The organism is Tritonibacter sp. SIMBA_163 (assembly GCF_046535935.1).
GTDB lineage: Bacteria > Pseudomonadota > Alphaproteobacteria > Rhodobacterales > Rhodobacteraceae > Epibacterium > Epibacterium scottomollicae.
In genome coordinates this window covers 119,276-143,859 of the sequence record NZ_JAWJBP010000004.1, presented here as the reverse complement: position 1 = coordinate 143,859, position 24,584 = coordinate 119,276, and the positions used below count along the sequence as shown (strand labels likewise).

The following is a 24,584-nucleotide window of genomic DNA, read 5'->3' as shown; positions in this document are numbered from 1 at the left end:
GTATGTGTGGTATTGTCGGAGTCCTGGGCACACATCAAGTCTCGCCCATTTTGGTCGAAGCGCTGAAGCGGCTGGAGTATCGCGGATATGACAGCGCCGGCATCGCCACGTTGCATAACGGTCACTTGGATCGGCGCCGCGCAGTGGGCAAGCTCGTCAACTTGTCGGACACGCTTGTGCACGAGCCCCTGCCCGGCAAATCCGGCATCGGTCACACGCGGTGGGCCACGCATGGCGCCCCCACGGTCACCAACGCCCACCCGCATCGCGCAGGCCAGGTCGCCGTGGTTCACAACGGAATCATCGAGAACTTCAAGGAGCTGCGCGCCGAGCTGGCGAGCCACGGCATTACCTTTGTCACCGAGACCGATACCGAAACCGTGGCCTTGCTGTGTGAATTCAACATGCGCGAGGGATCTTCTCCTGTCGAGGCCGCACGCAAGACGGTCGCCCGGCTCGATGGCGCCTTCGCGCTCGCGTTCCTGTTTGACGGCGAAGAGGACCTGCTTGTCGCTGCGCGCAAAGGGTCGCCCCTGGCAATCGGGCACGGCGACGGCGAAATGTACGTCGGCTCAGATGCCATTGCCCTGGCCCCGATGACCGATCAGATCACCTATCTGGAAGAAGGCGACTTTGCCGTTCTGACACGCCAAAGCCTTGAAATCACCGATGCAAAAGGCAACCTCACCAACCGCGAGATGCGCCAGATCAAGCTGGAAAACACCCGCGTCGACAAGGATGGCCACAAGCATTTCATGGCCAAGGAAATCGCCGAGCAGCCCGTCGCGGTGGACACCGCCCTGAAGGCCTATCTGGATGAGAACGACGCGATCACCCTGCCCGACGGGCTGGACTTCACGCAGATCGAACGCCTCTCGCTGGTCGCCTGTGGTACGGCATACTATGCCTGCATGGTTGCAAAATACTGGTTCGAAACCATCGCGCGCCTGCCGGTCGAGGTGGATGTCGCATCAGAGTTCCGCTACCGCGAGCCGCCCGTCAGCCCGGGCACATTGGCGCTGTTTGTCAGCCAGTCTGGCGAGACAGCCGACACGCTGGCAGCCCTGCGCTACATGCGCGATAAGGCCGATGTGATCGCCGGACTGGTGAATGTTCCCGAAAGCTCCATCGCCCGCGAGAGTGATGTGGTTCTGCCGATCCACGCAGGCCCGGAAATCTCCGTGGCATCCACCAAGGCGTTTACCTGCCAGCTTACCGTCTTGCTGCTGCTGGCGATCAAGGCCGCCAAGGCGAAGGGGCTTCCGCTGCCCGAAGGCATGCCCGACGACCTGCACGCCCTGCCCGGCCTGATCCACCAGTCGCTCGCCTCCGAAGCGCAGATTGCTGCCGCATGCCGCGATTTGGCCAATGCACGCGACATAATCTTCCTGGGCCGCGGCGCACTCTATCCGCTGGCTCTGGAAGGCGCACTGAAACTCAAGGAACTCAGCTACATTCATGCCGAGGGCTATGCCTCGGGCGAGCTGAAGCACGGCCCGATCGCGCTGATCGACGAAAGCGTGCCGGTCATCGTCATGGCTCCGAAGGATGCCCTGTTTGAAAAGACAATCTCCAACATGCAGGAGGTCATGGCCCGTGGCGGACGTGTCGTGCTGATCACCGATGCAGACGGCGCGCGCGAAGCGGCTGATGGCACGGCGGACGTGATCACGCTCCCCAAGGTTCCTGATACGCTGGCCCCGATCCTTTATGCGATTCCGGCTCAGCAAATCGCCTATTTCACCGCCATCGCTAAGGGCACCGACGTGGACCAGCCACGCAACCTCGCCAAATCCGTGACAGTCGAATGACGCCGGAGGCCGCGCTTGCCGCGCTGCGGGCCGAAATCGAACCGGGGCGCGCCGCGCAGATGGTTGCCTACCACAAACAGAGCCGCGAGGTGCTGGGCGTCGGCAATGAGATCCTGAACACCCTGTCGCGGGAATGGCGACAGGGGATGGCCCTCGACGAGCGGGTCGACCTTGCCTCCGCCCTTTGGGCGAGCGATATTTTCGAGGCACGCATCACCGCGGCCAAGCTGCTGACACAGGCCCGCATCGCCGCCGATGGGCCCGTCTGGGCGCTGCTGCAAAGCTGGGTGCCGGAGTTCGACAGTTGGGCGATCGCGGATCAGGCCGCGTCGGCGATCTCGAAACGCCTGCAAGCCGACCCGGCGCGCCTGGACGTTGTCGAAGGCTGGACATCATCCGAACACATGTGGACACGGCGTGCGGCGCTGGTCTGCACCTTGCCATGGGCCAAGCTTGCAAACCCGAAGCCTGCCGAGCTGGTGGCGCGCGAACGTGTCCTGGCATGGGCGGCAGGATATGTGCCGGACCGCAACTGGTTCATCCAGAAATCTATCGGCTGGTGGCTGAGGGATCTGTCAAAGCACGATGCGGCCCGCACGCGCACCTTTCTCGACGCCCATGGCGACGACATGAAAGCCTTTGCCCGCAAGGAAGCGGCAAAATACCTGACATGAGGGTCTGATCTGAGGTATCGGTCCCGCCTCAGGCCGGTCCGACGCGCACTTCCACCAGTTCGGTCAGTGGCAGGCCCAATGCACGCATGCCATCGATGGACAATCTGCTGCCCTGCCCCGCGCTACCCGAGATCGGCTCCAGCGTTACCACGACCGACTTGCCGTTTGGAGCCGTCACCCGTGCATTGCGACGCGCTGAGACCAGCGGTGTTTCCATCCACAAACCGTCACGGCCGGGATCTCCCAAACCTGCGATGGTGGTCTTCTGGCCGACAAACGACTGCGCCGAAGCAACCACAGGCGCCGGTACGTTGCTTTGGGCCGATGCAGCCGGCGCGGCAGGCTGGCTGACCGCAGCCACCTGCGTTTGCGGCGCGACCTGCTGAGCAGGCGCAACACTCTGAGCGTCTTGACGCGCGGCGGGCGACGACCAGGATTTCCCGCTCGACGATGCCAGCGCTTCGGTCTCAACCGCTGGCGGCGCATCTGGCGAAACCGGGGTCATCGGCTCCATCTGCACACCGGAGCCAAGCCCTTGCATCACTTGAGAATTCAGGTGCACGCCCCCAAGGGCGTTACACGCGGACACACCGCCGGCGGCCAGAGCGGCCAGGGTAAGATATTTGAGCGCACGTCGAGTCATGGCGCGACCCTAACCGCCCCGTGACAAGGATGCCAGACAGAATGGCACCATTCGAGAGCAGGGCGCTATTGTCCTGAGCGTTTTCCCGCCTTACCTATGTTCGTATGACAGCACCACTTATTGATCCTTTCGCACGCGCGATCACCTACCTTCGGGTCTCGGTCACCGACCGCTGCGATTTCCGCTGCGTCTACTGCATGTCCGAGAACATGACCTTTCTGCCCAAGAAAGAGCTTCTGACGCTGGAAGAGCTGGACCGCATGTGTTCCACCTTCGTCTCACTTGGCGTTGAAAAGCTGCGCATCACCGGCGGCGAGCCGCTGGTGCGCCGGGATATCATGACCTTCTTCCGGTCGATGACACGGCACTTGGACAGCGGCGCGCTGAAGGAGCTGACGCTGACCACCAATGGCTCGCAGCTGGAGAAACACGCGCAAGCGCTGTTTGACGCCGGGGTGCGGCGGGTCAATGTCTCGCTGGACACGCTGGATGAAACGAAATTTGCCGAAGTGACCCGCTGGGGTCGCCTGCCGCAGGTGCTGCGCGGCATCGACGCGGCGCAGGCTGCGGGCCTCCGGGTCAAGATCAACGCGGTCGCCCTCAAAGGGTTCAACGAGGACGAGCTGTTCAGCATGACAGAGTGGTGCGCCGAGCGCGGCATCGACCTCACCTGGATCGAGGTGATGCCGATGGGCGATATCGGCAATGAAAACCGCATCGGCCAATATTGGTCGCTGAAAGATGTGCGCAAGGCCTATGAGGGCGGCTATCAGGTCACCGATCTGGCCGAACGCACCGGTGGCCCGGCCCGCTATGTGCGGCTGGAGGAAACCGGCCAGCAGATCGGCTTCATCACCCCGCTCAGCCATAATTTCTGCGAAAGCTGCAACCGGGTAAGGCTGACCTGTACCGGCGAATTGTACATGTGCCTCGGTCAGGAGGACATGGCCGACCTGCGCGGCCCACTACGCGACCACCCCGACACAGAAGCCCCGCTGGAAGAGGCCATCCGCGCCGCCATCAACCTCAAGCCCAAGGGCCATGACTTCGACTATTCCCGCCAAACCGTGGATGGTCAGATGACCCGCCACATGAGCCATACCGGCGGGTAAGGCACAATCTGATGTCCGACACATCGCAGGTGCAGCCCACTCTGCTTTATCACCTCTACCGTGGCGCCAGTACCCTTCTGGCCCCGTTTGTCTGGTCGAAGGTGGCTGGAAAGCTGCGTCAGCATGGTGTGGCAGAGGCGCGCGTGCGCGAACGGCTTGGCCATGCGACGCTGCCACGCCCCGCTGGCCGACTGGTCTGGTTTCACGCCGCCTCAGTCGGAGAGAGCCTGTCGGTGCTGACCCTGATCCACCGCCTGGGCGAGGCCGCGCCGGATCTGGAGTTTCTGATCACCTCCGGCACGCCGACCTCCGCCGATCTGATCGCCAAACGGCTGCCACCGCGCACCCGCCACCAGTTTCCGCCGCTGGATACCGGCGCAGCTGTTTCGCGGTTTCTGGATCATTGGCGGCCTGACCTCGGCATTTTTGTCGAAAGCGAGCTGTGGCCGCAGATGCTGGTGCAAGCCCGCGCCGCTGATGTGCCACTGGTGTTGCTCAACGCACGTCTGTCGCCGAAGTCTGTCGCCAATTGGACCAAACGCCACGCCACAGCGCAGTTCTTGCTCGATCAGTTCACGCTGATGCTAACGCAGAATGCGAAGACCGCTGTCAACCTGCGGGCCATGGGCGCTGATCCCGCCCGCCTGAAGGAAGGCAGCAATCTCAAGGCGCTCTCCGACCCGTTGCCAGTGGATCAGAACACCTTGGCGCAGGTGAAAGAGGCCATAGGCGCACGGCCCGTCTGGGTTGCCTCCTCCACCCACGAAGGCGAAGAAGAAAGCGTGCTGGCGGCGCATAAGGCATTGCTCGCACAGCATCCCGACCTGCTGCTGCTGCTGGCCCCGCGCCACCCGAACCGCGGCGATCAGCTGGAGGCAATGATTGCCGAGGCTGGCCTGACCTCGATCCGACGCAGCCGCGATGCCCTGCCCCGCACCTCCACGCAGGTCTATCTGGCCGACACATTGGGCGAGGTGGGCATCTGGTACACGCTATGCCCGCTGGTTTTTCTGGGCGGCTCGCTGCGCGACATCGGCGGTCACAACCCGTTTGAGGTGATGCAGGCGGGCGGCGCGGTCCTCACAGGGCCCGGTGCGTATAACTTTGCCGAATCCTTTGCCGAGCTAATCGGGATCGGCGCCGCAAAAGAAGTCACCAGCGCCGAAACGCTGGCGACGGCGGTGCGGACTTGGCTCGACGAACCGCATGCCCTAGACACGGCGCGCGACCGGGCGCGCGGGTTCCTTGCGCGCCAATCGGACCAAATGGATCAAACCGTGACGGCGCTTGTTCAGCTGCTGCCGCCTCGAACAGGAGAACCTGATGACGCAGGTTGATGCAAAGTCGGTCGAGGTCATTGCACCCAATTTCAAGCGCCGCCTGTCGGGTGTGACATCCACCATCGTGCGGCTTGTTCCCCTTCAGGCGCAGGAGATCGCAATTGCCACTGCAGGCAGCGGCCTGCCCGCGGAGCTACCGCATCTGTCGGCAACCCAGCTTCTGACCATGCCGCGCAAGGGGCCGCACGGCGCGCGCGTCTGGCATGCCCGGCGCAACGTCGAGATGCTGGGCGGGCTGCTCCTCAAGAAGCTGCTGGGCAAAAAGCTAAAGCTGCTCTTTACCTCCGCGTCGCAGCGCAAGCACAGTGGCTATACCAAGTGGCTGATTTCCAAGATGGATCAGGTCATTGCCACCTCTGCCAAGGGCGCCGCCTATCTGGAGGTCCCGGCACAGGTCGTCCATCACGGCATCAACATGCGCGACTTTGCCCCCGCCGCTGACAAGGCCGCACTACGGCGCAGCCTCGGCCTGCCGGAAGACGCCATTTTGATCGGCTGTTACGGCCGTATTCGGGCGCAGAAGGGCACGGATGTCTTTGTCGATGCGATGCTCGAAATCCTGAAGAGCCATCCCAAAGCTGTCGGTGTGGTCATGGGACGCGCCACCGAGAAACACGCCGATTTTGAGCGCGAGTTGCGCGCGCGCGTGGCGGCTGCCGGGATGCAGGACCGGCTTCTATTCCCGCCGGAAGTGCCCGTCTGGGAGGTTGCACGATGGTATCAGGCACTTGACCTCTATGTCGCTCCGCAACGCTGGGAAGGGTTCGGCCTTACACCACTGGAGGCTATGTCCTGCGCTGTGCCCGTGGTCGCAACCCGGGTCGGCGCCTTTGAAGAGCTGATCGCACAGGACGAGACCGGCAAGCTGATTGAGGCCGGGGATATCGCGCAGATGGTAGAGGCCATCGACGCGGTTCTGACAACGGATGGACGTCTGGAACAATGGGCAGCCGCATCGCGTCAGCGTGTCGCCGCGCATTTCACGCTGGAACGCGAAGCCGAGACGCTCATTTCCATCTATCGCGCGTTGCTACAGCAATAGCTTTACACAGCTATGACCAGAGCGGAGTGCCTGCCCCACGCAGGACCCGCCGTGATTGTACATGATGCGCGAGATTTCTGCTGATCTCCGCACCGGCGCGGAAAGTGATCATTCCATGCCCTCGAGCAGGTCATCACCTTTCGCCCAAGGGCGCGTCCTGTGCGGCGCAACGCAGCACGCGGCCCGCCCTTTTGCGATGCGCGCATGCGCCGCCTGACGTCCAATCTCATCTTATAAGCTCTGTTCGGTCACACAGCGGTGTCACGCGACGCCATCGACAGGCCCGGGCCGCAGGCTTTTCATTCCGAGGCTGCGGTCAGAATAGCCAAACCAACTCAGAAATCTCTGTTCTCTAACTTACTGTTTCGGATTGGTTTTCGCCACGAGCCCGCATTCAAAGGGTGCCGGGTCTATAAAATTATCGGAACTTTTGCTCCTGTTGGAGGTTACCATCTCAGACGGCGCGTCAGGCGCCAACACAGACGTAACAGCTGTCATGCGCGTCATGATGCAGGAGGTTTAAATGTTCAATAAGGTTTCTCTCACCGTAATCACCCTTGGCTCCGCAATCGCACTTTCCGCCCCGGCCTTTGCTCAATCCGCAAACCCAATGGTCGACAAGGACCTGCGCATGCTGCGCGTTGACGCGAGCGTCTGCACCAGCGCGAAGGAAGCCATGGTGGACTGGGCCGCGAAAATCGACGGCCACGGGTCCTATGCGGTGCCGGTCTACCCTGCAAGCGCAACAATCGACTGTGCCGAACCCGCAGCCGTGCTGCCAACTGGTCAATCCTGGGGGTTTAGTGACCAGAAAGCCGCCGATGTTGCAGCCCTGAGCCAGTGCGAGGAAAGCCTGCCCGACGGCTTTGAACGCTGTGCCATTATTGGCCAGAGCTTTACCAAGTAACCTGCCCCGTCATGGAGCAGACGTGCTTTGTCTGCGCAAGGCAGGAGTATTTTCCATGTGAAAGGGGGCCAGATCGGCCCCCTTTCTTGTGTTTGATCCAATGTGCGTGATCAAGCAGCGGGCATGCGCTGCTCGACGATTTCAGCCCACCAGCTGCAGCCAGCCGGGATCGCCTCGTCGGTGAAGTTGTATTTCGGGTGGTGCACAGCTGCTGTGTCGCCATTGCCCACAAGGATATAGGCACCGGGGCGCTCTTCCAGCATGAAGGCAAAATCTTCGCCGCCCATGACCAGCGGGGCCTCGTCGCACTGACCGGAGATGTCGCGCGCCACTTTGGCGGCAAACTCAGTCTGCTCCTCGTGGTTCACCATCACCGGATAGCCACGATAATAGGTTACATCCGTCTCACCGCCAAAGGTGGCCGCGATGCCAGAGCAGATCTCCTTGATCCGCTTTTCGGCAAGGTCGCGCATCTCGGTCGCCATGGTGCGCACGGTGCCTTTGATCTGCACGCGCTCCGGGATCACGTTGAAGGCCTTGGACGAGGTCTCAAACGCGGTCACGGAGACCACGATCTGATGCACGGGGTCGGCATTCCGCGCCGCGATGGTTTGCAGCGCCAGCACCGCCTGCGCCGCCATCACGGTGGAATCGATGGTCTCATGCGGTTTCGCGGCATGGCCGCCCTTACCGGTGAAGGTAATGTCGAACTGGTCGGTCGCGGCAAAGAAGGCCCCCGGACGAATGGCAAAGCTGCCCACCGGACGGCCCGGCCAGTTGTGCATGCCGTAGACCTCCTGGATGCCCCAGCGGTCCATCATGCCATCGTCACACATTTCCTTGCCACCGCCGCCGCCTTCTTCTGCGGGCTGGAAGATCACCACCACGGTGCCGTCAAAGTTGCGGGTCTCGGAGAGGTATTTCGCCGCACCCAAGAGCATCGCTGTGTGACCATCATGGCCGCAGGCATGCATGGCATTGGCGGTCTTGGAAGCATAGTCCAGACCGGTTTCCTCGTGGATGGGCAGCGCGTCCATGTCGGCACGCAGACCGATGACCTTGCCCGCCGTGTCGGATTTGCCCTTGATGACGCCCACGACGCCCGTGCGGCCAATGCCCGTGACCACCTCGTCGCAGCCGAATTCCTTGAGCTTTTCCTCCACCAGCGCGCTGGTGCGATGGGTTTCAAACAGGATCTCGGGGTTTTCGTGCAGATCACGGCGCCACGTGGTGATCTCTGCCTGCAGTTCGGCAAAACGGTTCTTAACGGGCATGGGTCTTTCTCCTTGTCTATCGAAATATGGCAACCCGCGCACGGGAGGCAGGTCGCCGGGGCCTGAACGTCAGACCCCGAAATAATCAGCTTGCAGGCATCCGGCGTTCGCAAAGCTCTACAAACCAGCTGCAGCCAAGCGGGATGGCGCTGTCGTCGAACTGATAGGCCGGGTGGTGGCACATCGCAGTGTCGCCATTCCCGAGGAAGATATAGGCGCCGGGGCGGGCTTCTAGCATGTAGGCGAAATCCTCGGACGGCATGATGGGCGCGGTTTCGGGGTCAACGCTGTCGGTGACAGCATGTGCAGCCTCGACCGCGTAAGCGACCTCCTCGGCGGTGTTTTCTGTCACCGGGTAGCCGGGCGTCCATGTGACCTTCGCGGTGGCCCCAAAGGCCGACGCGGTATCCTCCGCGACGCGGCGCACGCGCTCTTCGGCCAATGTGCGGTTTTCCGTATCCAACGTGCGCACGGTGCCCTTCAGCTTGGCACGATGGGCGATCACATTGGAGGCTGTGCTGTCGGTCTCAAAGGTGCCAACCGTCAGCACCACACGGTGGATCGGGTTCACGGTGCGCGACACGATGGAGTGCAGCGAGACCACGATCTGCGAGGCCACCAGCGTGGTGTCGATGGCGTCATGCGGCGCGGCGGCATGGCCGCCCTTGCCGGTGACTTCGATCTCGAACTCATCTGAGGAGGCCAAGAGCCCACCAACACGGGTGGCGATATGGCCCACAGGCAGGCCCGGCATATTGTGCAGGCCGTAGACCTCCTGCACGCCCCAGCGGTCCATCACGCCATCGTCGACCATGGCCTTGCCCCCGGCCCCGCCTTCCTCGGCAGGTTGGAACAACAGCACCACGGTGCCGTCGAAATTGCGCGTCTCGGAGAGGTATTTTGCAGCACCAAGCAGGATCGCGGTGTGGCCGTCGTGGCCGCAGGCGTGCATCTTGCCAGGTGTCTTGGAGGCATAGTCCAGCCCGGTTTCCTCATGGATCGGCAACGCGTCCATGTCGGCGCGAAGCGCGATGACCTTGCCAGAGGCGGTGCTCTTGCCCTTGATCACCCCCACCACGCCAGTCTTGCCAATGCCCGGCACCACCTCATCACAGCCAAAACCAGTCAGCCGTTCCTGCACCAATCCTGCGGTGCGATGAACGTCATACATCAACTCGGGATTTTCATGAAAATCATGACGCCACGCGGTGATTTCGGGCAGCAACTCGGCAAAGCGATTCCGGACGGGCATGGTCTCTCTCCTTAACGTGTTAGCGAAATGAGTGCCGCAAGGCGGATCAGAAGGCAAGGCTTGTTGCACAATTGAACCAAAGGGTGCCACGCCTCAAAGCAGGAGGCCGAACCGTGCCCTTCACGGCAGGTCATCCCGGCCCGAACACACCGCACTGTGCGGCGCGAAGGACGGTTTACAACATTCGATTTATTCAGCGTATCAGGCCACAGTGTCAGGCAGCGGCGTCAGGCCGCGAGGCGCTTGACCAGATCGCGCATGAACTGGGTGCCCGCCTCAAACTGCTGCACCGTGATGAACTCATCCGCCTGGTGCGCCTGGGCAATATCACCGGGGCCACAGACAACGGCAGAATAGCCCGCAACCTGATAGTGACCGGCCTCCGTGCCGTAACTCACCACATGGCGCGCGTTGTCGCCGGTGAGTGTGCGGACCAGCGTTTCCGCCGCACCGTCCGTTTCCGGCACAAGTCCCGGCACACTGAAGACCTTCTCGATGCTGATACCCGATTGGGGGCTGACGGCCTGCATCTCCGCCTCGATACGGGCGATTTCCGCCTCATACTGGGATTGCCAATCTTCAAGATTTTCGCCCGGAATAGCCCGGAAATCCATCCAGAAATTGCAATCTCCTGCGGTAATGTTGTGGGCCGTGCCGCCAGACACCTTACCGACATGGACCGTCGTCCAGGGCGGCGTGAACATCGCCGCCACCTCGGTCTGCGGCTTGGCACGGTTCTCGGTGTTGCGGTGATTGGCCCAGTCGATGATGCGCGCAGCTTCCATAACTGCGCTTACGCCCTGATGCATCAGGGAGCTGTGAACCTCAAACCCGCGCACATGGGTTGCCATGGCAAATGCACCTTTGTGACCTGTCACGGCCTTCAGCATCGACGGCTCGCCTACAACAACGGCCTCCGCCTTGGGCAGATGTTTCTGCATTTCCGCAATCAGCGGCGGCGCGCCGGTGCAACCGATTTCCTCGTCAAAGGTATAGGCAAGCTGGATCGGACGCTGCAGGTCCGCATAGTGCCCTTCAACCAGTGCCCAGAGCGCCAGCGCGTCAAAGCCCTTCATGTCGACACAGCCACGGCCAAAATACTTGCCGTCCCGCTCCACCACCACAAAAGGATCAGAGGTCCAGTCCTGCCCCTCAACCGGCACCACATCCGTATGCCCCGACAGCAGCACGCCGCCGTCGATCTTTGGACCGACATGCGCATATAGCCCAGCCTTTTCAGGCTGTTCCGGGTCGATCCAGATGTAGTGTTCAATCCCGTGAGAGCTGAGGTAGTCTGCCGTCCACTCGACGAGCGGCAGATTGGTGTCACTGCTTACAGTTGGAAAGGAGACCAGCCGCGTCATGATCTCCAGCGGGGACAGACGGTCGACCATGCCTCAATACCCGGAATCGGTCATCAGCACGAAATGGCCCGGCTCGATCTCGACATAATCGGAGGGCTCCGGCTGGTAGCTCATGTCATGGATCGGCGACGGGATCGGTTTGAAGTTCAGATCCTGCTCGGTCTTGCGCTTGTTGGGATCGGCGATCGGCACCGCCTTCATCAGCGCCTGGGTATAGGCATGGGCCGGGTTCTCGAACACGCGGGCGCGCGGTCCGATCTCCACCAGACGACCAAGGTACATCACACCGACCTGATGACTGACACGCTCTACCACCGCCATGTCGTGGCTGATGAAGAGGAAGGACAGCTCCAGATCCGCCTGCAGCTCCATCATCAAGTTCAGCACCTGCGCCTGCACCGACACATCCAGCGCCGAGACCGCCTCGTCCGCGACGATCAGCTTGGGATTGAGCGCCAGCGCGCGGGCAATGGCGATCCGCTGGCGCTGACCGCCGGACATCTCGTGCGGGAAGCGGCGCATGAAGCTGCGCGGCAGATGCACCCGGTCAAAAAGCGCGGCCACCCGGTCCTGGATCTCCGACCCCGACGCGATCTTGTAGTTCTTCATCGGCTCGGCGACCTGATCCATCAGCTGCATCTGCGGATTGAGCGAGGCAAAGGGATCCTGAAAGATCATCTGCATATCAAGGCGCGCCTTGTGCAGATCATGCTGGTTGAGCCCGATGACATCACGGCCCTCGAACTCGACCTTGCCGGAGTTCGGCTCCACCAACCGCAGGATCGAGCGACCGCAGGTGGATTTGCCGCAGCCGGATTCGCCCACCAGGCTCAGGGTCTGTCCCTTGAACACCTTGAAGGACACATCCTCGACCGCATGCACCTGCGCCACCGTGCGCCGCAGCAGCCCGCCCTTGACCGGGAAGCGCGTGACCAGGTTTTCGACGTTCAGCAACACCTCATCGGTGCCCTTGATCGGCGCGATCTCGCGCTGTTCAACGCCCATCAGCTTCATCGGCTCGGGATAGTCCTTGCCACGCATCTCGCCCAGCTTCGGCACCGCAGCCAGCAGCGCCTTGGTGTAGTCTTCCTTGGGCGATTCAAAGATCTCGTGGACGGTGCCCTCCTCGACCTTATTGCCGCGGAACATGACAACAACGCGGTCGGCCATCTGCGCCACCACCGCCATATCGTGGGTGATGAACATCACCGCAGTGCCGGTCTCACGCTTCAAACGGTCCATCAGGGCGAGGATTTCGGCCTGAATGGTCACGTCGAGCGCCGTTGTCGGCTCATCCGCGATCAGCAAGCGCGGCTCGCATGCCATTGCCATGGCGATCACCACACGCTGGCGCATCCCGCCAGAGAGTTCATGCGGGTATTGTTTCATGCGCCGTTCGGCTTCGGGGATGCGCACCTCGCGCAGAATCTCGATGGCGCGGGCCTCTGCCTCTTTTTTGCTCATCCCCTTGTGGATTCGCAGGCCTTCGGTCAGCTGGCGGCCCACCGTGAACACCGGATTGAGCGCCGTCATCGGTTCCTGAAAAATCATTCCGATCTGATTGCCGCGAATCTGGCGCATCAGATTACCCTCGGCCTTGGCCAGATCGACAGGCGTGTCATCGCCCGGATCAAACAGCAATTCGCCCGCCGCGATGGTGCCGCCACCATACTCCACCAGACGCATCAAAGAGAGCGACGAGACAGATTTACCCGATCCGGACTCGCCCACGATGCACAAAGTTTCACCAGAGGCGATGTCAAACGAAACATTCTCAACACCGACAACCGGCCCGTCCTTTGTTTCAAATTCAACCCGCAGGCCTTTGATCTGTGCAATGGGGTGGTCGAGCATCCGTTCATCCTGTCTATTTTGACGGCACCTTGGCGGTGCCTGTTTGGCGGCGATCTAAGCCTATGCGGCGCGGACCGTCAAACCCCGGATCGTTTTCCTGACGGCCAGGTCTTGCATTTTATCAAAACTCTGTGTTCGATATCGACAGTGAACGCCAAAGGCGACAGGGGGTTAAGAAAACAGGTCCGACACAACGGACCCGCTCATCCGCAGCACCAGCTTGCGGATCTTCGTGACATCCTAACGTCCTAGGTGGACGCAATTTTCTGGCCGCGCTTGCGGTCACGGGTTGTGCCATTCAAACAGGCGCTGCCTTTACAACAAAAACACTATGTCGGTTCCGACAAGGAGAGTGTAATGACATTGAAAACCCTATTGCTGGGTGCTGTGGCCTCTGCCGCATTTGCGCCCGCTGCCTTTGCCGAGCGTGGCTCGGACGGTCAGGTCAACATCATCTATTGGCAAGCCCCGTCCATCATGACCCCGTTCCTGTCCGGCGGCACCAAGGACGTGGAAGCCGCATCGCTCGTGATCGAGCCGCTGGCGCGGTTCAACGCCTCCGGCGAGATGGTTCCGTGGCTGGTCGAGGAAATTCCGACAGTCGACAACGGTGGCGTCAGCGAAGACCTGACCCAGATCACCTGGAAGCTGAAGCCCGGCATCAAGTGGTCCGACGGCACCGATCTGACAGCTGCCGACGTTAAATTCACCTACGAGTATTGCACCCACCCCGAGGGCGGCTGCGCGCAGGTCACCAAATTCGAAGGCGTGACCGGTGTTGAAACCCCGGACGATCACACGGTTGTGGTGTCCTTTGAAAAAGCGACCCCCTACCCCTACGGTCCTTTCGTAGGCGGTGAGAGCCCGATCATTCAGGCCGCACAGTTCGGCGAATGCCTCGGTGCCAAAGCGCCCGAGTGTACCGAAGCGAACTTCAACCCGATCGGCACCGGCCCGTTTGTTGTGGATGAGTTCAAGCCCAACGACGTGATCACCCTGTCGGCAAACCCGAACTACCGCGACCCGGCGAAACCTGCCTTCGCAAAAGTTCTGCTGAAAGGTGGCGGCGACGCGACTGCGGCAGGCCGTGCGGTGATGGAAACCGGCGAGTTTGACTACGCATGGAACCTGCAGCTGGCACCCGATGTCATCGCGCAGATGGAAGCCGGCGGCAAAGGCAAGGCCGTTGCAGGCTTTGGTCCGCTGCTTGAGCGTATCATGCTCAACAACACCAACCCATCGCCCGAGCTCGGCCCGGAAGAGCGTTCTGTGATCCGCCCGCACCCGTTCCTGTCTGACCCGGCCGTCTACAAGGCGCTGTCCATGGCGATCGACCGCGAACTGCTGGTCGAGATCGGCTACGGCAAAGCCGGCCGCGTGTCCTGTTCCTGGGTTCCGGCACCGGAAGCCTATGGCATCACCCCCGAAGGCTGTGACGTCCAGGACATCGAGGGTGCAAATGCCCTGCTCGATCAGGCTGGTATCGTCGACACCGACGGTGACGGCATCCGTGAAAAGGACGGTGTCCCGCTGGAGATCCTCTACCAGACCTCCACCAACGCCGTACGTCAGGACTTCCAGGCGCTGATCAAGCAGTGGTGGAACCAGATCGGTGTTGAAACCGAGCTGCGCAACGTCAACGGCTCTGTCTTCTTCGGTGGCGACCCGGGCTCCCCGGACACCTTCCAGAAGTTCTATGCTGACGTTGAAATGTACGCCAACACCTTCAACGGCACCGACCCGCAGTCCTACTTCGGCAACGGTCTGTGCGACAAGGCACCGACACCGGCATCCCAGTGGCAGGGTGAGAACATCTCCCGCTTCTGCGATGAAGAGTTCGATGCGCTGCATGCAGAGCTGAGCCAGACCGCAGATGCCGCAAAACGCATCGAAATCGGTCAGAAGCTCAACACCATCGTGTTTGAAAAAGGCGGTATGATCCCGCTTGTTCACCGTGGCCGTCTGTCCGGTGTGTCCAACACACTGGGTGGTGTCGACCTGAACGTGTGGGACAGCGAGCTGTGGAACGCAGCTGACTGGTACCGCACCGAATAAACGTTCGTCCGCGATCAACAGGGGCCCCGGTTTTCATGCCGGGGCCCGCTGGTATTCGCGTTCCCGTTCTCCTGAGACGCCCGGCATTGTCGTCACGCCGGACATGACTTAAGAGGCCCGGCATCACGCGATCCCCACCCCGCAAGGGCAAGGCAAACGCGGACCTGTCGACAACCCATTTGCAAAGGCGCCTGGCTGATGCTGACTTTTACCATCCGACGGCTGATCATAGCAGTACCAACCCTGCTGTTCATCAGTCTCGTGATCTTCCTGCTGCTGGAGCTCGCCCCCGGCGACCCCATGGCGCAGGTTCCCCTGACCGTCCCCCCCGAAGTGAAAGAGAAGATGCGCCTGGCCCTCGGCCTTGGCGAGCCCGTCCATATCCGGTTCTGGAAATGGATCGTGCAGTTCTTCTGGATCGAACCCCAGGTTCTGATCGACCATATCTTCGGCACTTCCTTTTCCGCCGGCGATCTGCGCGTGATCTCCTGGCAGACCCGTTCCCCGGTGATGGACATCGTGGTGCAGCGCCTGCCGCAGACCCTGATGGTCGTTGGCACCGCCTATATCGTCGCGATCCTGATCGCGCTGCCGATCGGCATCTATTCGGCCTATCGCCAGTACAGCTGGTTCGACCAGCTCGGCACCTTCGTGTCGATGGTCGGCTTCTCCGTGCCGCCGTTCTTTTCCGGCGTGCTGGTGATCGTGATCTTCTCGGTCCAGCTGGGCTGGTTCCCGTCGATCTATGACACCACGCTGGAGGTCACCAGCTGGGAGACCTTCGTGAAGCAGCTGCAGCAGATGGTAATGCCGGTGATGGTGCTGGCGCTGCAGATCACCGCACAGCTCAGCCGCTTCATGCGCGCCTCGATGCTCGACAACCTCAACCAGGACTATGTGCGCACCGCGCGGGCCAAGGGTCTGGGCGAATATGTCGTGGTCATGGTGCATGTTCTGCGCAATTCGATGATCCCTGTGGTCACCGTGATCGCGCTGGGGGTCCCGTCGATCTTTGGCGGCGCCATCATCACCGAACAGGTGTTCAAGGTGAACGGCATCGGCCAGCTCCTGATCGGCGCCATTCAGGCCAACGACCTGCCCATGGTGCAAACCCTGACCTTCATCTTTGCCGTGCTCATCGTGCTGTTCAACCTGATCGCCGATGTGCTCTATGGCATTCTCGACCCGAGGATCCGCTATGACTGACGCTGCAAAAGACCAGAGCCTGCAGCATTCCAGCGTGCAGGACGAGCTGTCCAAACCACCACGTAGCCAATGGCGCGACATCTGGGACCAGTTCAAATCCCACCGTGGCGCACTGTTTGGCGGCTGCCTGTTCCTCGGCATCGTGCTTGGCGTCGTTGTCGGCCCGTTCGTCTACTGGAACGATGCCAAATTCGTGCCCACGGGCCGGGATTTCATCACCCTGCGCGACATGCGCCCGATCTATCACGTGCTGTGGGATCCCTCGGCCAAGATGGACTGGGCCTATCCTTTGGGCACGGACAACCTTGGTCGTGACACGCTGGCGCGGCTGATGTTCGGGGGTCGGGTATCCCTTGCGGTCGGTATGGCCGCGATGATCTTGGCACTGATCCTCGGCAGCTTCATCGGTGTGATTGCGGGCTACTTCAAAAAGCTCGACGGTCTCCTGATGCGGTTGACCGACCTGTTCCTGGCCCTGCCCCTCCTGCCGATGATCCTGGTGGCGGCGGTGCTGTTCCGCGAGTCGCTGTCGCAGTCCATCGGGCCAGAAGGCGGCATCTTCGTGCTTATCGTCTGCCTGATCGGAATCACCTCCTGGATGCCGACCGCGCGGATCGTGCGTGGTGATGTGCTGGCGATCAAGGAACGCGAGTTCGTGCTCGCGGCACGCTCCATCGGCACCAAGCCAAGCAACATCATCTCGCGCCACATCCTGCCCAACGTGCTGTCGCCCATCATGGTGTCGGCCACCCTCGGGATTGCCACCGCGATCATCACCGAGTCGGCGCTGTCGTTCCTCGGCTTTGGCTTCCCGCCGGACTTCCCGACCTGGGGCCGCCTGCTGAATGACGCCGTGGACCGGATGACCCTGTTCCCGGAGCGCGTGCTCTGGCCCGGTATCCTGATCTCACTGACGGTGCTGTCGGTGAACTACCTCGGCGACGGCCTGCGCGATGCGCTGGATCCACGCATCCGGGGCCGCTGAGGCAGCAACTCAAGTAGAAAAGGCCGCCCGATGAGGCGGCCTTTTTGATTTAAGAGGGCAGCGCCCGAGCCTGGGTGGATGCAAAGCGCCCTCACGGGGGGAGGGTCGGGCGCTGTCCGGCCTCTCGGCCGAACAAGGCTGTTCTATTGGTTCTCCACGCCCCCGCCGATCAATGCAGGCTCTTGCGAATGCGCCGCACCGCCAGGAACACCGCCCCGATCACCACAGGCGTAATGATCGCCGTCAGCATCCCCTTGCTGAGGTCCAGCGCCTTGCCCAGCGGATAGAGCGCATAGGCGGCCAGCGACACCGCGTAATAGCTGATCGCCACCACCGAGAGCCCCTCGACCGTGTGTTGCAGCCGCAGCTGCAGGTCCGCCCGCCGGTCCATGCTCTCCAACAATTCCTGGTTCTGTGCCGAGCGTTCCACATCCACCCGTGTCCGCAGCAGCTCCCCTGCGCGCCGCGCCCTGTCCGCCAGCACCGCCAGCCGTTTCTCGGTGGATTGCACCGTGCGCATCGCAGGTTCGAACCGGCGCAGCATGAACTCCGCCATGGTCTGGAAGCCCTCGAACCGCTCTTCCCGCAACAGGGCGATACGCTGGTTCACCAGCGCCTCATAGGCGCCGGTGGCCCCAAATCGGAACGCCGATTGCGCCGCCATTGCCTCCAGCTCTGCCGAGATCGTCAGGAGCTGTGTCAGCGTCTGCTCCGCCGGCACATGACCGCGGGTCATCTCACCCATCATCTCGGACAGGGAGGCATCCATGGCGCTGATCGTCGGCGTCAGGCCCCGCGCCCGCGAAAACCCGAGCATGGACATGGCGCGATAGGTCTCGATCTCACAAAGCCGCTGCACCACCCGCCCCACCCGCTGCGGGCCGGTGTCCTCGTTGACAAAAAGCGCAAAGCGCACATGCCCGGCCGGGTCGATGCGGAAATCGCCCGCCACCATCGCATTGTCATCCAGAACCGAGGCCATGGCGAGGCTTTCGGGCACAAACCAGCTGCGCACCTTGTCCTTGATCTGCTCCTGCGCCGGTCGCGGCACGATGCGGATCAGCGCCGAGGTCACGCGCTGTCCCGGCGCCTGCGCCAGCCAGTCCGGGGGGAACAGCTCAAAATCCTGCGGATCAAAGACGCGGTCGCTGACCCCATCGCCATGCAGCGTGTAGGAGACAAATTCGGTGTGCTGCTCCCACTTCAAGGTGTGGCGGCCCAGCTGCGCGGTGTGGTGTGTGGCGCCCGGCTGCGGATGCGGCGCGCCATGGCGATCCAGCAGATCCTTCAGGTGCTGCAGGTCCGCCATCCGGTCCCGATGCACTGCCTCCTTGGGCTGTTTCACCGCCAGATAGGCCACGGTGGCGGGCACCCCAATGGTGGGAAACGGTCGCGCGTGCAGCTCGTTGACAAGCTGATAGCGCAGGGGATGATCTTCTATCGCGGCCATGGCACCCTTCCGGCATGAATTGCCAGATCCTAGCCAAAGCGGGCATGTGTTGTAAAGTTTTACTTCCCAATCAATGTGTTAGCGGGATGCAACGGTATACAGACCAGCACGTTTTCGCCGCGAACACATCGTTTACGGCATCGAGATCGTGGATTGCGGCAGCCAGACGGCCATCAAGCGGCCCCGCCTTTCGAAGATCCGCATGAATGCTCTGGCGCGTGTTGTGATGGGTGCGGTCTCTTCTGCGAAGGAACCTGGGGGCGCTGCCCCCGGCCCTGGGCGGGCCTCCCCCGAGATATTTATGGAAAAGATGAAAGCAAAAAGGGCGCTCCAAACGGGGCGCCCTCTGTTCTCTTGTAGCTTGTCGCGATCAGCTGATCAGGTTGAGCAGCGTGCTGAGCGACTGTTTTGCGTCACCGTAGAACATGCGGGTGTTGTCCTTGAAGAACAGCGGGTTCTCGATGCCGGAATATCCGGTGCCCTGGCCGCGTTTGGAGACAAACACCTGTTTCGCCTTCCAGCACTCCAGCACCGGCATGCCGGCGATGGGCGAGTTGGGGTCTTCTTGTGCGGCAGGGTTCACGATGTCGTTGGAACCGATCACGATGGCCACATCCGTCTCCGGGAAGTCGTCGTTGATCTCGTCCATCTCCAGCACGATGTCGTAAGGAACTTTGGCCTCGGCCAAGAGCACGTTCATATGCCCCGGCAGACGGCCCGCCACCGGGTGGATCGCAAAGCGCACGTTTTTGCCCTTGGCGCGCAGACGACGGGTGAGTTCCGCCACATTCTGCTGCGCCTGCGCCACCGCCATGCCGTAGCCGGGGATGATCACGATGCTGTCGGCCTCGTCCAGCGCCGTGGCAACGCCGTCGGCGTCGATGGCCACCTGCTCGCCCTCGACCTCCATTGCAGGGCCCGTGGTGCCGCCAAAGCCGCCCAGGATCACCGACACGAACGACCGGTTCATCGCCTTGCACATGATGTAGCTGAGGATCGCGCCGGACGAGCCCACCAGTGCGCCGACCACGATCAGGAGGTCATTGCCCAAGGAGAAGCCGATCGCCGCCGCCGCCCAGCCGGAGTAGCTGTTCAGCATGGAAACCACCACCGGCATGTCGGCGCCGCCGATGCCCATGATCAGGTGATAGCCGATGAACAGTGCGGCCAGCGTCATCAGGGCCAGCGGCACAAAACCACCGGAGCCGAGATACCAGAACAGGCACAGGAGCGACAGCACCGCTGCGCCGAGGTTCAGCATATGGCCGCCCGGCAGCTTCTCCGCCTTCGACGACACCTTGCCCGACAGCTTGCCATAGGCGATCACCGAGCCGGTGAAGGTCACCGCGCCGATGAACACGCCGAGGAAGACCTCGACCCGCAGGATGTTGATCTCGACGCTGTCCTTCTTGGCCAGCAGCGCGGCAAAGCCTTCCAGCGTCTTGCGCGTGCCTTCGTCCATCGCCAGCACCCGGCCCAGTTCGATATGGGCGTTGAAGCCCACGAGAACAGCGGCCAGACCGACCAGCGCATGCATGCCTGCCACCAGCTCCGGCATCTGGGTCATCTCGACCTTCGAGGCCAGCAAATAGCCGATCACACCGCCGGCACCGATCAGCACCAACGACAGGAACCAAAGGCCGGAGCCCGGCCCGATCAGGGTTGCAAAGACCGCCAGCCCCATGCCGGCAATGCCGTACCAGACCGCGCGCTTGGCGCTTTCCTGTCCCGACAGACCGCCGAGGCTGAGGATAAAGAGAACCGCCGCGACCACATAGGCCGCCGTCGTGAATCCATAGTCCATGATCTCTCCTCCTTCAGGATTTCTGGAACATGGCGAGCATGCGCCGTGTCACGAGGAAGCCGCCGAAGATGTTAATTCCGGCCATAAAGACGCTGAGCGCCGCAAGGAAAATCACCAGCCAGGAGCCAGAGCCGATCTGCATCAGCGCGCCCAGGATGATGATCGAGGAGATCGCATTTGTGACAGCCATCAAAGGCGTGTGCAGGGAGTGCGAGACGTTCCAGATCACCTGGAAGCCGACAAAAACCGCCAGCACAAAGACGATGAAGTGCTGCATGAAGCTCGCAGGCGCCACCAGACCAACGCCGAGGAGCAGGGCTGCGCCCACCGCCAGCAACGTGACCTGGTTCTTGGTCTGCTGTTTGAAGGCGGCGACTTCCTGAGCGCGTTTTTCCTCTGCTGTCAGCTCTTTGGGCGGCTCAGGTTTCTTCTGCGCCGCGATCGCCTGCACCTTTGGCGGCGGCGGCGGGAAGGTGATCTCGCCCGCGTGGGTCACGGTGGAGCCACGGATCACGTCATCCTCCATGTCATGCACCACCTGGCCGTCCTTTTCAGGCGTCAGGTCGGTCATCATGTGGCGGATGTTGGTGGCATAGAGGCTGGAGGACTGGCTCGCCATCCGGCTGGGGAAATCGGTGTAGCCGACGATGGTCACACCATTGTCGGTGATGATCTTCTCATCCCGAACGGTGCCCTCGACATTGCCGCCGCGCTCTGCCGCAAGGTCCACAATGACCGAACCACGCTTCATCGCGGCGACCATATCGGCCAGCCACAGCTTGGGCGCCTCGCGGTTGGGGATCAGCGCGGTGGTGATGACGATATCGACCTCAGGTGCCAGCTCACGGAACTTCGCCAGCTGGGCCTCGCGGAACTCCGGGCTCGACACAGCGGCGTAGCCGCCGGTGGCGGCGCCATCCTGCTGTTCTTCCTCGAAATCGAGGTAGACAAATTCCGCGCCCATGGACTCGACCTGCTCCGCCACTTCGGGGCGCACGTCAAAGGCATAGGTCACAGCGCCGAGGCTGGTGGACGTGCCGATGGCAGCCAGCCCCGCCACGCCCGCGCCCACCACCAGCACCTTGGCCGGGGGCACCTTGCCCGCCGCGGTAATCTGGCCAGTGAAGAAGCGATCAAAGTTGTTGCCTGCCTCGATCACCGCGCGATAGCCGGCGATATTGGCCATCGAACTCAACGCGTCCATCTTCTGCGCGCGGGAGATCCGCGGCACCATTTCCATGGCGATCACCGTGGCGCCCTTGGATTTGGCCAGCTCAAGCCCGTCCTCATTGCCGCCCGGGTTGAAGAAGGAGATCAGCGTTTTTGCCTTGGTCAATCGCTTCAGCTCGGTCTCGTTTGGCTGCCGCACCTTGGCGATGATGTCGGCTGTTTTCCACAGCGCGGCGGCGGTCTTGACCACCTCAACGCCAGCCTCGGAATAGGCTGCATCGGTAAAGCCCGCCGCCTGTCCGGCCCCGGCCTCGATACAGCACTCAAACCCCAGTTTCTGAAGATCCAGAGCCGACGCAGGCGTCATTGCAACGCGTGCCTCGCCCTCAGCTATCTCTTTTGGTGTGCCTATTTTCACCAGTCTTCCCCCTGTCTGCACCGATCACCTCGACCGGTTGCGCACGTTTCGCAAATACCCTACATACACGGCGCAATATTATTGCGCAAGCTTTTCGCTGCGTCGCGGCAAGTCCATGGGATATCAGGCAGTTCCGCGTCTTGCATGGAACCTACCAGTCACTGGACACCGGACGCTCGCGCTCAAAGCAACAGATGTGCGCGAGAATGAAAAGCATCCTCCTCAGAATTCTCGCCCATTGCGACAATTCAACCTCTGTTCGCGCCAATTTCACCCTGCAAACTGCCAGATTGTCCAATCCGGCACAACATTATGACGGGACGGCGTGCTTGCCCTTGCGCAGGCTCGGGATAGGCTCAGTCATCAAGGGAGGAATTCGTCATGAGCATTTCTGGAAAACACGCGCTTGTCACCGGCGGCGGCACCGGGATCGGTCTTGCCATTGCGCGGGCGCTCGCCGCCGAAGGCGCGCAGGTCACCATCACGGGACGGCGCCAACAGGTGCTCGAGGAGGTCGCCACCGCAGGGCTGCACGCAATGACGATGGATGTACGCGACGAAGAGGATGTGCGCACCCGGGTGGCCGCTGCGGTTGCGGCGCGCGGGCCGATTCAGATCTGCGTCGCCAATGCCGGCGTGGCCGAAGGCAAGGCGCTGCACAAAATGAGCCTGCAGTTCTGGCGCGACATGATGGCCACCAATCTGGACGGCGCCTTTCTAACCATTCGCGAATGCATGAAATCGATGCACCAGACGGATTGGGGACGTGTGCTCACCATTTCCTCCATCGCCGGGGTCCGGGGGCTGAAGGGCGCGCCCTGCTACGCCGCCAGCAAACACGGGCTGATCGGTCTGACCCGGTCGCTGAGCGAGGATTACCTTGGCACACCGTTCACCTTCAACGCCCTCTGCCCGGGATATGTGGACACCCCGATCGTGGCGCGCAATACCGCCTCCATCGCCGACCGTGCCGGGATAGACCCCGACGCGGCGCTGCAGATGATGGTGAAGTCGAACCGCCACAACCGACTGATCGCCCCGGAGGAGATCGCCGCCGCCGCCCTATGGCTCTGTGGACCAGGGTCGGAGTCGGTCAGCGGCCAGGCCATCGAAATCGCCGGCGGGCAGATCTAAGTGGCGCCAGCGCATCGGAGATTGGGCCTCACCCCCTGATCCTGAAGATAATCCCGGGCCAGATCCAGAGCGCACCGCCCTGTTTTCATCTTTTCATAAATATCTCGGAGCGCGAGGCAGAGCCTCGCTGCCACCCCCGGCAGCTTCAGGCCGAGAGCTGCAGGGGGGCCGGTCTCACCCCCGCCAACCAGGATCGCGCTGCGGTGCCAAAGGCCTCGAACAGCGGCCTCGACACCGGGTCTTCGCCAGCGCGATACTCCGGGTGCCATTGCACCGCGAGCGTGAACCCCGGCGCGTCCTTGACGTAAATCGCCTCCGGCGTGCCGTCCTGCGCCTGACCGTCGATGACGATACGCGCGCCAGCCGTCTTGATGCCCTGCCCATGCAGCGTATTGGTCATCACTTCGGTCGCACCGAACAGCTGGTGGAACAGGCCGCCCTCGGTCAACGTCACCGGATGGCGCAGTGCGAATTTCTCTTCGATCGTGCCATCGGGAGGCATCCGGTGGTTGGACCGCCCCGGCAAATCGCGAATTTCCGGATAGAGCGTCCCGCCAAGCGCAACATTCACCTCCTGAAAGCCGCGACAGATCCCTAGAAACGGCTGCCCGCGCTCCACGCAGGCTCGCACCAGCGGCAGCGTAATCGCATCCCGCGCCCGGTCGAAATCCCCATGCGCCTCCGTCGGATCCTCGCCGTATTCCTCCGGGTGCACGTTGGGGCGCCCACCGGTGAGCAGGAAACCGTCAAAACTCTCCAGGAGCTCCTCAACGCTCACGTAGCGCGGATCGGTCGGGATCAGCAGCGGCAGACAGCCAGAAACATTGGCCACCGCATCCGAGTTCATCGTCCCTCCCGCATGGGTCGGATATTGATCATTCATCAGGTAGGAATTGCCGATAATGCCGACTTTGGGGCGCACGATAGAGGTCTCCAGTTCAGGTTTGTTCATGAAATCAGACGCTGCCCATCACCCTAAAGCGCCTTTCGATTTTGGCGCAAGTCCGCCAATGGCGCAAAGCTCTGTTCACTGACGCACATGACCGCATCTGCGTCTTCGCTGACGTATTCTGCGCGCGCTGTGCGCAT

General features: G+C 62.0%; 19 protein-coding genes. 10 read left to right on the top strand and 9 right to left on the bottom strand.

What is annotated here, in order from left to right; genetic code table 11:
* Positions 1 to 2: 2 nt before the first annotated feature.
* Entirely contained in the window at positions 3 to 1,811 is a 1,809-nt protein-coding gene (gene glmS, locus R0J92_RS09530) for a glutamine--fructose-6-phosphate transaminase (isomerizing) (RefSeq protein ID WP_411051503.1), read from the top strand.
* Positions 1,808 to 2,485, top strand: a complete 678-nt coding sequence (locus R0J92_RS09525) for a DNA alkylation repair protein (protein WP_411051502.1) — start codon at positions 1,808 to 1,810, stop codon at positions 2,483 to 2,485. Before glmS ends, R0J92_RS09525 begins: the two co-directional genes overlap by 4 nt.
* A 28-nt stretch (positions 2,486 to 2,513) precedes the next feature.
* On the opposite strand, the gene R0J92_RS09520 is transcribed toward R0J92_RS09525, so the two are convergent.
* A complete protein-coding gene (locus tag R0J92_RS09520) occupies positions 2,514 to 3,128 on the bottom strand; it encodes a hypothetical protein (protein WP_411051501.1) in 615 nt (204 codons plus the stop codon).
* Positions 3,129 to 3,232: 104 nt separating this feature from the next.
* Here R0J92_RS09520 and moaA point away from each other — a divergent pair, with 104 nt between their 5' ends.
* From moaA to R0J92_RS09500, 4 genes are all read left to right on the top strand, one after another.
* Positions 3,233 to 4,240, top strand: coding sequence for a GTP 3',8-cyclase MoaA (gene moaA / locus R0J92_RS09515; protein ID WP_317385749.1), 1,008 nt, complete (start codon positions 3,233 to 3,235; stop codon positions 4,238 to 4,240).
* Between the two features lie 11 nt (positions 4,241 to 4,251).
* Complete coding sequence (locus tag R0J92_RS09510) at positions 4,252 to 5,577, top strand: 3-deoxy-D-manno-octulosonic acid transferase (protein WP_411051500.1); 1,326 nt, start codon at positions 4,252 to 4,254, stop codon at positions 5,575 to 5,577.
* Positions 5,564 to 6,622, top strand: coding sequence for a glycosyltransferase family 4 protein (locus R0J92_RS09505; RefSeq protein WP_411051499.1), 1,059 nt, complete (start codon positions 5,564 to 5,566; stop codon positions 6,620 to 6,622). The genes R0J92_RS09510 and R0J92_RS09505 overlap by 14 nt, the downstream gene beginning before the upstream one ends.
* A 523-nt stretch (positions 6,623 to 7,145) precedes the next feature.
* A complete protein-coding gene (locus R0J92_RS09500) occupies positions 7,146 to 7,529 on the top strand; it encodes a hypothetical protein (protein WP_106163354.1) in 384 nt (127 codons plus the stop codon).
* A gap of 110 nt (positions 7,530 to 7,639) precedes the next feature.
* Here R0J92_RS09500 and R0J92_RS09495 read toward each other — a convergent pair whose 3' ends face one another.
* The 4 genes from R0J92_RS09495 to R0J92_RS09480 form a co-directional block, all read right to left on the bottom strand.
* A complete protein-coding gene (locus R0J92_RS09495) occupies positions 7,640 to 8,803 on the bottom strand; it encodes a M20 aminoacylase family protein (RefSeq protein WP_106163353.1) in 1,164 nt (387 codons plus the stop codon).
* Between the two features lie 85 nt (positions 8,804 to 8,888).
* A complete protein-coding gene (locus R0J92_RS09490; RefSeq protein ID WP_411051498.1) occupies positions 8,889 to 10,055 on the bottom strand; it encodes a M20 aminoacylase family protein in 1,167 nt (388 codons plus the stop codon).
* Positions 10,056 to 10,282: 227 nt separating this feature from the next.
* A complete protein-coding gene (gene argE, locus R0J92_RS09485) occupies positions 10,283 to 11,449 on the bottom strand; it encodes an acetylornithine deacetylase (RefSeq protein ID WP_411051497.1) in 1,167 nt (388 codons plus the stop codon).
* A gap of 3 nt (positions 11,450 to 11,452) precedes the next feature.
* Positions 11,453 to 13,273, bottom strand: a complete 1,821-nt coding sequence (locus R0J92_RS09480) for a dipeptide ABC transporter ATP-binding protein (protein ID WP_411051496.1) — start codon at positions 13,271 to 13,273, stop codon at positions 11,453 to 11,455.
* A 357-nt stretch (positions 13,274 to 13,630) separates the two neighbouring features.
* Between R0J92_RS09480 and R0J92_RS09475 the strand changes: the two genes are divergently transcribed.
* The 3 genes from R0J92_RS09475 to R0J92_RS09465 all read left to right on the top strand — a co-directional run bounded on the left by R0J92_RS09475 (position 13,631) and on the right by R0J92_RS09465 (position 17,519).
* Complete coding sequence (locus R0J92_RS09475; RefSeq protein ID WP_317385743.1) at positions 13,631 to 15,328, top strand: peptide ABC transporter substrate-binding protein; 1,698 nt, start codon at positions 13,631 to 13,633, stop codon at positions 15,326 to 15,328.
* 198 nt (positions 15,329 to 15,526) lie between these two features.
* Positions 15,527 to 16,534, top strand: coding sequence for an ABC transporter permease (locus tag R0J92_RS09470; RefSeq protein ID WP_106163348.1), 1,008 nt, complete (start codon positions 15,527 to 15,529; stop codon positions 16,532 to 16,534).
* On the top strand, positions 16,527 to 17,519 hold the full coding sequence (locus R0J92_RS09465) for an ABC transporter permease (protein ID WP_106163347.1): 993 nt from the start codon (positions 16,527 to 16,529) through the stop codon (positions 17,517 to 17,519). The genes R0J92_RS09470 and R0J92_RS09465 overlap by 8 nt, the downstream gene beginning before the upstream one ends.
* A 169-nt stretch (positions 17,520 to 17,688) precedes the next feature.
* On the opposite strand, the gene R0J92_RS09460 is transcribed toward R0J92_RS09465, so the two are convergent.
* The 3 genes from R0J92_RS09460 to R0J92_RS09450 all read right to left on the bottom strand — a co-directional run bounded on the left by R0J92_RS09460 (position 17,689) and on the right by R0J92_RS09450 (position 22,361).
* Complete coding sequence (locus tag R0J92_RS09460) at positions 17,689 to 18,969, bottom strand: DUF3422 family protein (RefSeq protein ID WP_106163346.1); 1,281 nt, start codon at positions 18,967 to 18,969, stop codon at positions 17,689 to 17,691.
* A 370-nt stretch (positions 18,970 to 19,339) separates the two neighbouring features.
* Positions 19,340 to 20,773 (bottom strand): NAD(P)(+) transhydrogenase (Re/Si-specific) subunit beta, encoded by a 1,434-nt coding sequence (locus R0J92_RS09455; RefSeq protein WP_411051495.1) that lies wholly within the window; start codon positions 20,771 to 20,773, stop codon positions 19,340 to 19,342.
* Between the two features lie 13 nt (positions 20,774 to 20,786).
* Positions 20,787 to 22,361, bottom strand: coding sequence for a Re/Si-specific NAD(P)(+) transhydrogenase subunit alpha (locus R0J92_RS09450; RefSeq protein WP_411051494.1), 1,575 nt, complete (start codon positions 22,359 to 22,361; stop codon positions 20,787 to 20,789).
* A gap of 381 nt (positions 22,362 to 22,742) precedes the next feature.
* Here R0J92_RS09450 and R0J92_RS09445 point away from each other — a divergent pair, with 381 nt between their 5' ends.
* A complete protein-coding gene (locus R0J92_RS09445; protein WP_411051493.1) occupies positions 22,743 to 23,495 on the top strand; it encodes an SDR family NAD(P)-dependent oxidoreductase in 753 nt (250 codons plus the stop codon).
* Positions 23,496 to 23,640: 145 nt separating this feature from the next.
* Here the strand turns inward: R0J92_RS09445 and R0J92_RS09440 are convergent, their stop codons facing one another.
* Complete coding sequence (locus R0J92_RS09440) at positions 23,641 to 24,420, bottom strand: gamma-glutamyl-gamma-aminobutyrate hydrolase family protein (protein ID WP_411051595.1); 780 nt, start codon at positions 24,418 to 24,420, stop codon at positions 23,641 to 23,643.
* Positions 24,421 to 24,584: the final 164 nt, after the last annotated feature.

What these genes read in the sequence shown, in the direction of transcription:
- R0J92_RS09495 (WP_106163353.1), bottom strand. Translation starts at nt 8,803, where the DNA reads ATGCCCGTTAAGAACCGTTTTGCCGAACTGCAGGCAGAGATCACCACG.
- R0J92_RS09480 (WP_411051496.1), bottom strand. Translation starts at nt 13,273, where the DNA reads ATGCTCGACCACCCCATTGCACAGATCAAAGGCCTGCGGGTTGAATTT.
- R0J92_RS09455 (WP_411051495.1), bottom strand. Translation starts at nt 20,773, where the DNA reads ATGGACTATGGATTCACGACGGCGGCCTATGTGGTCGCGGCGGTTCTC.
- R0J92_RS09500 (WP_106163354.1), top strand. Translation starts at nt 7,146, where the DNA reads ATGTTCAATAAGGTTTCTCTCACCGTAATCACCCTTGGCTCCGCAATC.
- argE (WP_411051497.1), bottom strand. Translation starts at nt 11,449, where the DNA reads ATGGTCGACCGTCTGTCCCCGCTGGAGATCATGACGCGGCTGGTCTCC.
- R0J92_RS09475 (WP_317385743.1), top strand. Translation starts at nt 13,631, where the DNA reads ATGACATTGAAAACCCTATTGCTGGGTGCTGTGGCCTCTGCCGCATTT.
- R0J92_RS09510 (WP_411051500.1), top strand. Translation starts at nt 4,252, where the DNA reads ATGTCCGACACATCGCAGGTGCAGCCCACTCTGCTTTATCACCTCTAC.
- R0J92_RS09460 (WP_106163346.1), bottom strand. Translation starts at nt 18,969, where the DNA reads ATGGCCGCGATAGAAGATCATCCCCTGCGCTATCAGCTTGTCAACGAG.
- R0J92_RS09505 (WP_411051499.1), top strand. Translation starts at nt 5,564, where the DNA reads ATGACGCAGGTTGATGCAAAGTCGGTCGAGGTCATTGCACCCAATTTC.
- R0J92_RS09470 (WP_106163348.1), top strand. Translation starts at nt 15,527, where the DNA reads ATGCTGACTTTTACCATCCGACGGCTGATCATAGCAGTACCAACCCTG.
- R0J92_RS09445 (WP_411051493.1), top strand. Translation starts at nt 22,743, where the DNA reads ATGAGCATTTCTGGAAAACACGCGCTTGTCACCGGCGGCGGCACCGGG.
- R0J92_RS09525 (WP_411051502.1), top strand. Translation starts at nt 1,808, where the DNA reads ATGACGCCGGAGGCCGCGCTTGCCGCGCTGCGGGCCGAAATCGAACCG.
- glmS (WP_411051503.1), top strand. Translation starts at nt 3, where the DNA reads ATGTGTGGTATTGTCGGAGTCCTGGGCACACATCAAGTCTCGCCCATT.
- R0J92_RS09465 (WP_106163347.1), top strand. Translation starts at nt 16,527, where the DNA reads ATGACTGACGCTGCAAAAGACCAGAGCCTGCAGCATTCCAGCGTGCAG.
- R0J92_RS09490 (WP_411051498.1), bottom strand. Translation starts at nt 10,055, where the DNA reads ATGCCCGTCCGGAATCGCTTTGCCGAGTTGCTGCCCGAAATCACCGCG.
- R0J92_RS09520 (WP_411051501.1), bottom strand. Translation starts at nt 3,128, where the DNA reads ATGACTCGACGTGCGCTCAAATATCTTACCCTGGCCGCTCTGGCCGCC.
- moaA (WP_317385749.1), top strand. Translation starts at nt 3,233, where the DNA reads ATGACAGCACCACTTATTGATCCTTTCGCACGCGCGATCACCTACCTT.